At 67.1% G+C, this 12562-nt stretch carries 10 protein-coding genes; 6 read left to right on the top strand and 4 right to left on the bottom strand.

Annotated features, from left to right (window positions below):
• Positions 1-3: 3 nt before the first annotated feature.
• Positions 4-1245: an aminotransferase class III-fold pyridoxal phosphate-dependent enzyme gene (locus ABW137_RS05700; RefSeq protein WP_526397754.1), complete on the bottom strand. Its 1242-nt coding sequence runs from the start codon at positions 1243-1245 to the stop codon at positions 4-6.
• A 201-nt stretch (positions 1246-1446) separates the two neighbouring features.
• On the opposite strand from ABW137_RS05700, the gene ABW137_RS05695 reads away from it, so the two are divergent.
• Positions 1447-3489, top strand: a complete 2043-nt coding sequence (locus tag ABW137_RS05695) for an NAD(+) synthase (RefSeq protein WP_526397752.1) — start codon at positions 1447-1449, stop codon at positions 3487-3489.
• A gap of 21 nt (positions 3490-3510) precedes the next feature.
• Here the strand turns inward: ABW137_RS05695 and ABW137_RS05690 are convergent, their stop codons facing one another.
• Together ABW137_RS05690 and ABW137_RS05685 are read right to left on the bottom strand one after the other, a co-directional pair.
• Positions 3511-4614: a DUF475 domain-containing protein gene (locus ABW137_RS05690; protein ID WP_526397750.1), complete on the bottom strand. Its 1104-nt coding sequence runs from the start codon at positions 4612-4614 to the stop codon at positions 3511-3513.
• A 58-nt stretch (positions 4615-4672) separates the two neighbouring features.
• Positions 4673-5248 carry a TerD family protein gene (locus ABW137_RS05685; RefSeq protein WP_526397748.1) on the bottom strand — a complete coding sequence of 192 codons (576 nt, stop codon included), beginning with the start codon at positions 5246-5248 and terminating at the stop codon, positions 4673-4675.
• A 162-nt stretch (positions 5249-5410) separates the two neighbouring features.
• Between ABW137_RS05685 and ABW137_RS05680 the strand changes: the two genes are divergently transcribed.
• The 5 genes from ABW137_RS05680 to ABW137_RS05660 are packed head-to-tail and all read left to right on the top strand — an operon-like array spanning position 5411 to position 11130.
• A complete protein-coding gene (locus ABW137_RS05680) occupies positions 5411-6673 on the top strand; it encodes a hypothetical protein (RefSeq protein ID WP_526397746.1) in 1263 nt (420 codons plus the stop codon).
• Positions 6670-7824, top strand: a complete 1155-nt coding sequence (locus tag ABW137_RS05675) for an HpcH/HpaI aldolase/citrate lyase family protein (RefSeq protein WP_526397744.1) — start codon at positions 6670-6672, stop codon at positions 7822-7824. Before ABW137_RS05680 ends, ABW137_RS05675 begins: the two co-directional genes overlap by 4 nt.
• The gene (locus tag ABW137_RS05670) at positions 7821-9197 is read left to right on the top strand and encodes a phosphoribosyltransferase (protein WP_526397742.1); all 1377 of its coding nucleotides are present in this window, start codon (positions 7821-7823) and stop codon (positions 9195-9197) included. The genes ABW137_RS05675 and ABW137_RS05670 overlap by 4 nt, the downstream gene beginning before the upstream one ends.
• Positions 9194-10306 (top strand): cysteine protease StiP domain-containing protein, encoded by a 1113-nt coding sequence (locus ABW137_RS05665; protein ID WP_526397740.1) that lies wholly within the window; start codon positions 9194-9196, stop codon positions 10304-10306. The genes ABW137_RS05670 and ABW137_RS05665 overlap by 4 nt, the downstream gene beginning before the upstream one ends.
• Positions 10303-11130, top strand: a complete 828-nt coding sequence (locus tag ABW137_RS05660; RefSeq protein ID WP_526397738.1) for an HAD family hydrolase — start codon at positions 10303-10305, stop codon at positions 11128-11130. Before ABW137_RS05665 ends, ABW137_RS05660 begins: the two co-directional genes overlap by 4 nt.
• On the opposite strand, the gene ABW137_RS05655 is transcribed toward ABW137_RS05660, so the two are convergent.
• The gene (locus tag ABW137_RS05655) at positions 11127-12515 is read right to left on the bottom strand and encodes an HNH endonuclease signature motif containing protein (protein ID WP_526397736.1); all 1389 of its coding nucleotides are present in this window, start codon (positions 12513-12515) and stop codon (positions 11127-11129) included. The two genes, ABW137_RS05660 and ABW137_RS05655, sit on opposite strands and share 4 nt — an antisense overlap.
• Positions 12516-12562 lie beyond the last annotated feature (47 nt).

The following is a 12562-nucleotide window of genomic DNA, read 5'->3' as shown; positions in this document are numbered from 1 at the left end:
GGATCAATTGGGACCGAAATGCTTTCGCACTGCGGCGAACGCGACCTCGGTGCCCTGCAGCGCCCGGTCGATGACGGCGTCGTCCATTGCGCAGGACATGAACCAGTTGTGCTTGGGATGCAGGTAGACGCCGGAGGCCAGCGCAGCCTCGGCGAAACACGTCATGCGACGCCGGTCGGTGTCTCCCGCGAAGGTCAGGTACGGCATGACGTCGGGGCCGGTGTAGGCGATGGTGAGTCCACTGGCGGCGGCCTGGGCGAGGATGCCCATGCGCAACCGCGCGCCCGCCCGCTGCATCAGCGCCAAGCCGTCGATGTCGCGAAGGCGGCGGATCGTCGCGAGCGCGGCGGCCATCGGCGTCGAGTTCATCCAGAAGGAACCCGTGAGGAACACCGTTGTCGCCGCGTCACGCACGGCTTCGCAGCCCGTCACGGCCGCAAGGGGATAGCCATTCGCGATCGCCTTGCTCCAGGCGCTGAGGTCGGTACGCACCCCGATCGATTCCCAACTGCCGCCATGGGCCAGGCGAAACCCGCACCGGACGTCGTCCACGATCAGCAAGGCGTCGAGTTGGTCACAACGATTGCGGACGTGCCGAGCGAATTCGACGTCGACGAGTTCCTGATCCTCGCCCTCGACGTGGCGAAACGGCGTCAGCATCACAGCGGCGAGGTCACCGCCTGCCGCCTGGACGGCTCGGTCGAAGTCGTCTGCGTCGTTGTAGTCGAAGTAGCCCATCGCGGCCCGGTCGCTCGCCAGCGTTCCGTTCGGCACGGGCGTGCACCACGGTGCCGCACCGTGATACACCCCGCGAGCCACCAGCACCACCGACCTCGACGTGTGTGCCCGCGCAATCGTCAAACACGCCGTGGTGGCATCGGTTCCGTTCTTGCCGAACAGGATCCACTCGGCGTCGCTGATCGCGTCGACGAGGGTCTCGGCCAGCTCGACGAAGACCGGCCCCGGCCCGTCGAGACAGTCACCCATCTCCATCTGAGCGCGTACCGCATCGTTGACGACGGGGTCTCGGTGTCCCAGCACGACGGGGCCCCAGCTGCACATCAGGTCGACGTACTCGTTGCCGTCGACGTCGGTGATCAGTGCACCGTCGCCGGTGAGGAAGAACTGCGGGTAGGAATCCGACATGTGCCTGATCGCCTGATGCCCGTACATCCCGCCGGGTACGACCTTGGCAGCGCGTCGGGACAGGTCGACGTCGGCGCTCTGGATCGCGGCTGAGGTCACGTGTGACTCCTTCGGGGGCGGGCGGGTTCGGGGTTACCGGCCATGATTGGCGACCCCGCATCGGGAGGGAAACACCTGTTGCGCCCACATTCACAACGGCGATGTTGTCAATGCGCAGAAATCTGGCTCATTGCCCCGACCGATACGTCGTCGAGACCATCCACGAGGCGGGTGCGCCCTGCACTTTGCGACAATCGGCTGGTGGACTTCTACTCCGCCTATCGGCACGATTTCGTGCGGGTGGCTGCGTGCACCCATCACACGACGCTGGCCGATCCGTTGGCGAACGCCCGATCGGTGCTGAGGATGGCCGTGGAGTGCCACGACGACGGGGTCGCCCTCGCCGTCTTTCCGGAGCTGACGCTGTGCGGCTACTCGCTCGAGGACATCCTGTTGCAGGGGGCGCTGCTCGACGCGGTCGAGGAGGCGATCGACCAGATCGTGGCGGCATCCATGGAACTTCTGCCGGTGCTGGTCGTCGGCGCACCGCTGCGCCACCGAAACCGCATCTACAACACCGCCGTCGTCATTCACCGTGGTGACGTACTCGGGGTGGTACCGAAGTCGTATCTGCCGACCTACCGGGAGTTCTACGAGCGCCGCCAGATCGCGCCCGGCGACGACCAGGGCGGCGTCATCCTGCTCGGCGGAAGCGAGGTGCCCTTCGGCCCAGATCTGCTGTTCACCGCGACCGATCTGCCTGGTTTCGTCCTGCACGTGGAGATCTGCGAGGACATGTGGGTGCCGATACCCCCGAGCGCGGAGGCCGCACTCGCGGGCGCCACGGTACTGGCCAACCTCTCCGGCAGCCCCATCACCATCGGAAGGGCCGACGATCGCAAACTGCTGGCGCAGTCCGCGTCCTCACGCTGCCTGGCGGCCTACGTCTACGCCGCCGCCGGCGAGGGCGAGTCCACCACCGATCTGGCCTGGGACGGCCAGACGATGATCTACGAGAACGGCGTCCTGCTCGCCGAGTCCGAACGGTTCCCCAAGGGCGAACGGATGTCGGTGGCCGACGTCGACACCGAGCTGTTGCGTGCCGAGCGGCTGCGCATGGGCACCTTCGACGACAACCGGCGCCATCACGCCATCGGCGCCGACGCCTTTCGTCGCGTCGAGTTCACCGTCGAGCCACCCGAGGGTGACATCGGTCTGCGGCGGGCGATCGAGCGGCTTCCGTTCGTACCGTCGGATCCGGAACGGCTGCAACGGGATTGCTACGAGGCCTACAACATTCAGGTCTCCGGTCTCGAGCAGCGGTTGCGCGCCTTGAACTTTCCCAAGGTCGTGATCGGGGTGTCGGGTGGTCTCGACTCGACCCACGCGCTGATCGTGGCCGCCCGCGCGATGGACAGGGAGCAGCGGCCACGCAGTGACATCCTGGCTTTCACCCTGCCCGGCTTCGCGACCGGTGATCGCACGAAGGGCAACGCGATCGCCCTTGGCAAGGCGCTCGGCGTGACGTTCGCGGAGATCGACATTCGCGACACCGCTGCGCTGATGCTCTCGGAGATGGACCACCCGTTCTCCCGCGGCGAGAAGGTGTACGACATCACCTTCGAGAACGTGCAGGCGGGGCTGCGGACCGACTATCTGTTCCGGCTGGCCAATCAACGAGGCGGCATCGTGCTCGGCACCGGCGACCTCTCGGAGCTGGCGCTGGGGTGGTCGACGTACGGCGTCGGCGACCAGATGTCGCACTACAACGTCAACGGCGGCGTGCCGAAGACGTTGATCCAGCACCTGATCAGGTGGGTCATCTCGTCTGGACAGTTCGCTGATGACGTCAACACGGTGCTGCGGTCGGTGTTGGACACCGAGATCACTCCGGAACTGGTGCCCACGGGAGAGGATGAGCAGATCCAGAGCAGCGAGGCCAAGGTGGGGCCCTATGTGCTGCAGGACTTCTCGTTGTATCACGTGCTTCGGCACGGCTACCGTCCGTCGAAGGTCGCGTTCCTGGCATGGCATGCCTGGCATGACGCGGAGGACGGTCAGTGGCCGACCGGGTACCCGCTGGACAAGCGACCCGCCTACTCGTTGAAGGAGATTCGGCATTGGCTGCAGGTGTTCGTGCAGCGTTTCTACTCGTTCAGCCAGTTCAAGCGGTCCGCCCTGCCGAATGGACCGAAGGTGTCCTCGGGTGGAGCGTTGTCGCCCCGAGGCGATTGGCGCGCACCGTCGGACATGTCGGCGAGGGTGTGGCTCGACGAGATCGAGCGCGAGGTACCGGAGTCGTGACCAGGACGCCGGGGCAGGCGGTCAGGCCTCGGCGGCCTCAGCGGTCTCGGCCGACTTCAACTCCTCGGGTTCGGCGTCCTCTCGGCGATTGCGCCGCACGCTCGACAGGAACGCCGCGCCGATCAGGAAGACACCGACCAGACCGGTGATGATCTCGTTGATGTGGACGCCGATCGAGACGAGGAGGATGAACGCCAGCGCGCCGATCGCCCAATGCGCACCGTGTTCGAGGTAGACGTACTCGCCGAGAGTTCCCCGCCGAACCAGGTACACGGTGATGGACCGAACGAACATCGCGCCGATGAACCCGAGCCCGAGCGCGATGATGATCGGGTCCGCGGTGATCGCGAACGCACCGATCACGCCGTCGAACGAGAACGACGCGTCCAGCACCTCCAGATAGAGGAACAGGAAGAACCCGGCCTTACCGGTGGCCTTGACGGCTTCCGAGGGGCCGGTGTGGTCCTCCGGGTGGAACATCGAGCCGAGCCCGTCGACCGTGATGTAGGTGATGAGACCGAGAATGCCCGCGAGAAGCACCGTTTCGGACTGACCCTCGGGGGCGAGGAACTCCGCCGCCAGCACCAGGGCGACGCCCGCGACCACGACGGCCAGCTGGTCGAGTTTCCCGAGCTTGGCCAGCGGGGCCTCAAGCCACGTGAGCCACTTGATCTCCCGATCCTCGAAGATGTAGTTGAGGAACAGCATCAGCAGGAACATCCCGCCGAACGCCGCGATCTGCGGGTGGGCACTGGTCAGCAGTTCCTCGTAGCTCGGCTGCCCCGAACCCTCGGGTGGTGGATTGAGCGCGAGGTCGAACGCCGCGACGGGCCCCAGCCCGGCAGTGACCCAGACGATCGCCAGGGGGAACACCAGCCGCATGCCGAAGACGGCGATGAGGATGCCGATGGTGAGGAAGATCTTCTGCCAGAACTCGCTCATCCGTTCCAGGATGGTGGCGTTGATGACCGCATTGTCGAAGGACAGCGATACTTCCAGGACGCCAAGGATGGCGCAGAGCACCAACGCCTCGAGGGCATTACCCGTCGTCGCCCCGTAGAAGAATGCGGCGGCGAGCGACGCGATCGTGATCACGATCGAGAGCCCGAATACGCGGATTACCAAGGGGTGACTGCCTCATCTACTAGTGGGAAAACGGGTGATGCCTCGTCGAGGCGTCGGGTCAGACGTTCACGCCGTAGTCGCGTGCGATGCCTGCCAGTCCGGAGGCGTAACCCTGGCCGATGGCGCGGAACTTCCACTCGGCGCCGTTGCGGTAGAGCTCGCCGAACACCATGGCCGTCTCGGTGGAGGCATCCTCACTGAGGTCGTACCTGGCCAGTTCGGTGCCGTTGGCGCGGTCGACGACGCGGATGTAGGCGTTGCGGACCTGCCCGAACGACTGCGAGCGGGTATCGGCGTCATAGATCGACACCGGGAAGAAGATGCTGGTGATCGTGGGTGGCGTGGCAGCGAGGTCGACGTTGATGACCTCGTCGTCGCCCTCGCCCTCGCCGGTGGTGTTGTCGCCGGTGTGCTCGATGGCGCCCTCAGGGGAGCGCAGGTTGTTGAAGAACACGAAGTGCTGATCGGAGAGAACCTTCTTGGACTCGCCCGTGGCGATGGCACTGGCATCGAGGTCGAAGTCGGCACCGGTGGTGGAGCGGATGTCCCATCCCAGTCCGACGGAGACCGCCGTCAGGTTCGGCGCTTCCTTCGTAAGAGAGACATTCCCGCCCTTGCTCAAGCTGACACCCATGTCAGTTCCTTTCAACGTGGAGATCGAAGTCCGTCAGGCCATGCGGCGAGGCAACTGGGTCACAGGTACCCCGCAGGTGCAACTGTAATGGCAAGTTTCGGCATGCCGGTCGGTTGATGCGAGTCAACGAGCCGACCTCGCTCAGGTAAGTACCATCACAACGTGACGAGCCGGTGGGGGGGCCGCTTCTTTCGGCGGCCCCGTATCGATGAGTCGCCGACCCATGCCCAGAGCCCGGCTCCAGCGGCCCTCACCGAGGCGTTCCTGGACATGGACAAGCGTCAGAGCATTGCCGAGTCCGCGGTTCAGGCTTCTGAGCAGCTCTTCCCCGAGCAGCGGATGCGCGCCCAATGGGATCCCATCGCCACCGGATGTTACGAGGCGTCGGCCGCCTACCTCGCGGTCACCGGCGACGTCGGCTCACCGGGCGGCGACCCGCGGCAGCCGCAGCCGTTTACTCAAAGTTCATCCACCTCGTTCGACGCAACGCTGCGCCAACTTCAGGCCGCCTCGCACGCCGTCGACCAGTTCTACAACGCCAACCGAACGAAGCTCGAACACGCGGTGGCGACGCTGGCCGCCGTGCCGAACGTCGCCCAGCAGGCCGCTTCCGCAGCCAACGCCGTGCGGCTGCGGATGCAGGGCGTCGAGCCGCGCCTGCTCGGGTACGCCTCGGTCCGCGTGGCCGGTCAGGGGCTGGACGCCGCCGTCGCCGCGCTCGACGCCGCCCTGGCCGCGGGCAGCGCGGTCCCGATCCGCGCCGCGGCCGACGACGTGCGCACGGCGGCCACCGAGCTGGACGAGGCGCTGTCCGCGGCGCCAGGCAAGGACAACCTGGCCCGCCACGGCCTGGCCTCGGTGAGCACGCGCATCGCAGGCGTGCGCACCAGGGCTGAGCGGCTCGCCCCCGCGTACTCGGCGCTGCTCAGGGAATTCAACGCCGCGAGCTCGGCCGATCTGCACGACAACGAACGCTCCAGCGCTCGGTTCATCGACATGGCCGAGGCGGACCTGACGGCGGCGAAGAGAGCTCTGGCGGAGGGCGATCCCGAGCGCGCCCTCGATCTCACCGCGGACGTGCGCGCCCATCTGACCGACGCGGAGGAACTCGTCGACGCCGTGACCGACCGACTCGACCTGCTGCGGACGGTCCGGGACAACCCGAAGGCCAAGGAGAACGAGGTCCGCTTCAAGCTGCGCGACGCGCAGATGCTCGCGATGAGTCGCGGTGTCGTCAAGGACTGGGCATCGGTTCTCGACGCGCAGGTCGAGCGCATCGATCGCGCGTCGCAGCAACTCGTAGGAAGAAACCCCGACTATTGGGGCTATGTTTCCGGACTGGATGCCGTGGCGTCATTCATCTCCGGTGTCGTGCAACGAATGCGGACACAGTCGCCCGACCCCCGTGACTCGGGTGCGCGGTGAGGCACTTCGGTCAGTTCGAGGACCACGTCACCCGGTCGCTGTTCTTCCGAACGCCGGAGTCGTTCACCGACCGGGAGGATCGTCGGTTCCTCGCCGTCGCGCTCGGCGCCACGCTGTACGTACCCGCCACCCGGCCCGAGCTCGCGGCGACGGTGGCGCGACGGGCGGCTGAGGGGGTGTGCTCGATGGTCCTCGACCTCGAGGACGCCGTCGGCGACCACGAGGTGGACGACGCGATTCGCAACGTCGTCGTCGCGCTCGACGAGTTGGCCGCGACCCCGGCGTCGAAGTTGCTGATGTTCGTCAGGGTGCGCCATCCCGACGCAATCCGCACCATCGCGGAGTCCCTGGTGGCAGGCGCCGACGTGCTGACCGGGTTCGTGGCTCCGAAGTTCAGCAGTGCGAACGGCGCGCGGTACCTCGACGAAGTGGCGCAGGCGTCGCAGCTGCTCGGCAAGCACCTCTTCGTGATGCCGGTGCTCGAATCACGCGAACTGGTCTTCCGGGAGACCCGCGAGCGCGAGCTGGGTCTGGTGTCCGCTCTGCTCGGCGGGCGCCGCGACGACGTGCTGGCGGTCCGCATCGGCGCGACCGACATGTGTGGCACCTTCGGCATCCGCCGGGACCGTGATCTGACCGTGTACGACGTCCGCGTCGTCGTCGACGTGATCGCCGACATCGTGAACTACTTCGGGCGAGCGGACGGCACCGGCTTCGTCATCACCGGTCCCGTGTGGGAGTACTTCGCCGACCGGGAGCGCATGTTCCGGCCGCTGCTGCGCACCACGCCCTTCGCCGAACACGATGCGGTCATCTTCCGGCAACACCTCGTCAGCCGCGACCTCGACGGGCTGCTCCGCGAGACGGCGCTCGACAGGGCCAATGGATTGCAGGGCAAGACGGTCATCCATCCCTCACACGTCGCGCCCGTTCACGCGCTGTCGGCGGTCACCCACGAGGAGTACCACGACGCCCGCGACATCGTCGAGTCCGCCTCGGGTGTGCAAGCCTCCGGATATCGCAACAAGATGAACGAGACCAAACCCCACCGCAACTGGGCCGACCAGACCCTGTTGCGCGCCAGGGTGTTCGGCGTGACCGACAAGGGCGTGACCTTCGTGGACCTGCTGACCGCTCTGGTGGGCGGATGAGCCACGCGCTCAGCGCCCCGTGGGCCTCAAGAGAACTCGGCATCGAGCTTCGTCACGTCAGTTCGACGGCGGGATACACGGTGCCCGAGTTGGTCATACCGGGGCTCCGGCGCAATCCTCGGCGCGCCCACCTTCTGGTGTCCACCGTCCTGGGCAAGCACGTACCTGCCACTCCGGCCGCCGTGCTGGCTGCGGGCGACCGGTTGGGGGACCTGGTCGCCGACACGCTCGGCGGTGTCGCCACGGACGCCGTGGTGCTTGGCTTCGCCGAGACCGCAACCGGTTTGGGGCATTGTGTCGCCACCCGGCTGCGGGCCCGGTGCTACTTGCACTCCACGCGCAGGCAGGTTCCCGGTGTCGACGTGCTGGCAGGCTTCGAGGAGGGTCACTCCCACGCCACCAGCCACATGCTGCAACCCTCGGGTGCCGAACTCTTCGACAACGACCATCCGCTGGTGCTCGTCGACGACGAGATCTCCACCGGCGCCACCGCCATCGAGGCCATTCGGGCACTGCACCGGCACCACCCGAGGCGCCACTACGTGATCGCCTCACTGGTGGACATGCGCACCGACGAGCACCATCTCTTGGCTGCCGACGCGGCGAACGAACTGCGCGTCCGGCTGGACTCGGTGAGCCTGGCCGAGGGCCGGACCGTGCTGCCCGAGGGCCTCGTCGAATCCGTGGCGGCACTGGCGGATCCTCGATTCAATCCGACAGCGGATCGGCGCGGCACCTTCACGCGCGTCGAGTTGCCTTGGCCCCGAATGGTTCCCGACGGTGGCAGGCATGGCTTCCTGGACGAGGACCGTCCGGCCTTCGATAGCGCCGTCGCGGCGTCCGCCGACGCCCTGCTGCCGCATCTTGACCCGGCGAGGCCCGTGATCGTCATCGGTCACGAGGAGCTGATGTACCTGCCCTTGCGCATCGCCGACGTGCTTGCCCGGCAAGGCTTCTCGGCACGCTTCCAAACGACGACCCGATCGCCCGCCTACGTGCTCGACGAGGAAGGCTATCCGCTCCGGCGGGGATTCCGCTTCAGCGCACCGGAGTTCGACGAGACCGCGAAGCGGTATCTGTACAACGCGCAGTGGCCGGTCGCGGATGAGCGCTTGCGCGAAGACCATGTCGCGGATGAGCGCTTGCGCGAAGACCAGGTCGCGGATGAGCGCTTGCGCGAAGACCATGTCGCGGCGGTGGTGGCGGCACCCCTGCTGGTCGTCGTCGTCGATCCACCCGCCGACACGGCCGGGCTCACCGAACCCGGTGGCCTGGTGGACGTCTTGACCGCCGCGGGATCCGACGTCCTGATCGCGGTGGTGCCCGCGGTCGACGTCGACGCGCTGCGCGCCGCCAGGAGGCACGTGTCGTGACGCGACCACTGACGGGTCCGGAGTTCGGGTCCTACGCCGCGGACGACGTGCGGTGGCTGCTCAAGGATCTCTCGCACCTAGCCCTGGAGGCCGACGTCGCGCAGCGCGAGGCGGCCATCCAGGCCGGCACGGCGCACTACGCCGAATCACTGCCGGTCGAGTACCAACCCGACGCTCAGTACCGCGAGCTGTTCGCCCGCGTCCTGCAGGACAGTGCCGAACGCCTGGCGCTGGCAGTCGGTACCGTCACCGAGCTCGTCCTCGCCGAACGCGGCTCCGACGTGGTGCTGGTCTCGTTGGCCAGGGCCGGCACGCCGATCGGCGTGCTGATGCGGCGGTGGGCGCAACGGACGCGCGGGCTGGACCTGCCGCACTACTCGGTGTCGATCGTGCGGGGCAGGGGCATCGACGAGGTCGCGCTGAACTACCTTGCCCAACACCACGAGCCGTCATCGGTGGTCTTCGTCGACGGGTGGACCGGCAAGGGCGCCATCACTCGCGAGCTGACGGCCGCGTTGCACGAGTTCCACCTCGCCGGGGGCGTCGAGTTCAACGACGATCTGGCGGTGCTGGCCGACCCCGGTCAGTGCGTGCGGACCTACGGCACCAGGGACGACTTTCTGATCGCGTCGGCGTGCCTGAATTCGACCGTCTCCGGGCTGGTCTCGCGGACCGTGCTGAACGACGTGGTGATCGGGCCTGGGGAGTTTCACGGGGCGAAGTTCTATCGCGAGCTGGCCGCGGACGACGTGTCGAACTATCTGATCGACGAGGTGTGCGACCGATTTCCCGCCGTCGCACAACGGGTTGCGCCGGAGGTCGACGCGCTGCGCGGCTCGGACCGCACGCCCACGTGGGCGGGCTGGCGCTCCGTGGAGGACGTCCGCGAGGCCTACGGCGTGTCGACGGTGAACTTCGTCAAGCCTGGTGTCGGCGAGACCACCAGGGTGCTACTGCGCCGCGTGCCGTGGCGCGTGCTGGTCCGTGAACCCGACGCCCCGGAGCACGAGCACATCCGGATGTTGGCCGCCGCCAGGGGAGTTCCCGTCGACGTGGTCCCCGATCTGGCGTACTCCTGCATGGGTTTGGTCAAGGACCTTCGCGAATGACGGTGATCGCGACCGATCTCGACAGGACGATGATCTACTCCCGCAATGCGGTCGGCCCAGGATTCGACGAATCGGACCTGGTGTGCGTCGAGTACTACCAGGGCGCCCCGCTGTCCTACATGACGGTGACGGCGGTGGCCGCGCTCCGCAAACTGGCCGCCGGTGTCCGCGTGGTCCCCACGACCACTCGCACCATCGAGCAGTTCGAGCGTATCGAACTTCCAGGGGCCCCTTGGCGATACGCCATCACCAGCAACGGCGGCAACATCCTCGTCGACGGTGTCGCCGACCGGCAGTGGCGCGCCTCGATCGAGGATTCGACTCATCGGGGCGGCGCATCGCTGAGCGCGGTTGCCACCGAGCTGCGCCATCACATCGACGACGACTGGGTGGACAAGTTCCGCATCGCCGACGACCTGTTCTGCTACCTGGTGGTGCGTCCGGAGCTGGTGCCGGCCGACTTTCGACCACGCTGGGGCCGGTGGTGCGCCGAGCGAGGGTGGACGGTGTCACAGCAGGGCCGCAAGATCTACATGATGCCGCAGGCCATCTGCAAGAGTCGGGCGATCGCCGAGGTGCGCTCACGGCTGGTGGCGGACGGTGAAATCGACTCTGACAACCAGCTTCTCGCAGCAGGCGACGGTGGGCTGGATGCCGAGATGCTGGCGAGCGCCGACGCCGCCATCCGACCGCGCCACGGCGAGCTGCACACCCTCGGCTGGACGAACCCAAACCTGACCATCACCGAGGGCACGGGAATCCTTGCGGGTGAGGAGATTCTGCGCTGGTTCGCCGAACGGGTCGCACGACGAGGCCCGAGCTAACCCGGGTCCCCCTCGTCGCGATTTGGGTCGAGGAGGCGTTCGGGGTGGTGGTAGTCGTTGATGCGGGTTTGTCCGGTGTCGAGGTGCGGGGGTGGGATCCATTCGACGTGACCGTCTCTGATGACGACGGTCCAGCCGGCTTCGGCGAGGCGGTTGTCGCCGGGACAGGCCAGGACTTCTTCGTCGATGTTGGTTTGGCCGTCGCGGGAGGCCCAGTGGTTGACGTGATGGACCTGGGTGCCATGGGCGGGGACGGTGCAGCCGGGTTTGGTGCACCCGCGGTCGCGGGCGTAGAGCACGATCCGTTGTCCGACCGATGCGATGCGTTTGGTGCGGCCCAGATACAGCGCGACGTTGGTGTGCTTGTCGAATATCGCCAGGTAGTGATAGGCGTGGGAGGCGAGTCGGATGACGTCGGCCATCGGGATGACGGTGCCGCCTGCGGTCACCCCGGACCCGGCCGCGTTCTGGAGGTCTTGCAGGGTGGTGGTGACGATGACCGACACGGGCAGCCCGTTGTGCTGACCGAGTTCCCCGGAGGCCAGCGCGTGACGGCCGATCGCGATGAACGCGTCGTGCAACCGTTGGCCGCTGGTGCGGATGTCCTCATCGATCTGCGTCTGGCTCGGTGTCCCCGAGGTACGGGGGTGTTCATCGTCGGGGTTGCACATCCCTGGTGCGCCCCACTTGGCCTGGATCGCTTCGATGGTGGCCAGGGCTTCGGGGTCCAGGCAGCCGGTGATCTTGGCGGTCCCGTCGGCACGTTGCTTGCCGATGGAGATGAACCTCTTGCGGGCGCGCTCGGTGTCGTCGGGTTCGGGTCCGTCCTGATCGATCACGGTGGCCAGACGGTGCGCGACCTTGGCGAATGCATCCGGCCCGAGCGCGGCGGCGTGGCCGACCAGATCCGCCTCGGACTGCTCGCGGGTGGTCGGGTCCACCCAGGAGGGCAGGGTGGCAAAGAACTTCCCGATCGTCGCGACGTGTTCGGGTCCGATGCGGCCCTTCTGCTGCGCTTCTGCGGTGTGGGCGCGGATCGGTTCCAACGGTTCCCCTGTCAGCGCGGTGCGAGGGCCGAGCAGCTTGGCGTCGTCGAGGCGGTGCTGGGCTTCGCCGCCGGAGATGCGTAGCCGCTCGGTCAGCACCGCTTTGAGGGACTTCGCTCCCAACTCCACGGGGGCGGCCTCCGCGGCGAGGCGGGCGATGAGCGGGCGACCGAGGGTGGGTGTGCGCCAGGCGAGGTTCTCCAGCCGGTCGAGCACCGAGAGCAGTTCGGGGTGGGTCAACGTGTCGAAGGACAGTCCGGCGACGGTGTCGAACGCCGCGGTCAGTCCGTCGAGGGCCGCGACGATCTCCTCACGATCGTGAACGACCCCGGCTTCCATGTGTAGAACGCTAGTTCGAACCACCGACAAGCCAACGTCAAACTGAG

This window comes from Mycobacterium sp. (genome assembly GCF_040509115.1).
In the GTDB taxonomy this organism is placed as follows: Bacteria; Actinomycetota; Actinomycetes; order Mycobacteriales; family Mycobacteriaceae; genus Mycobacterium.
Note: the sequence above shows the minus strand (reverse complement) of the source record. Positions and strands in the feature narration are given on the sequence as shown.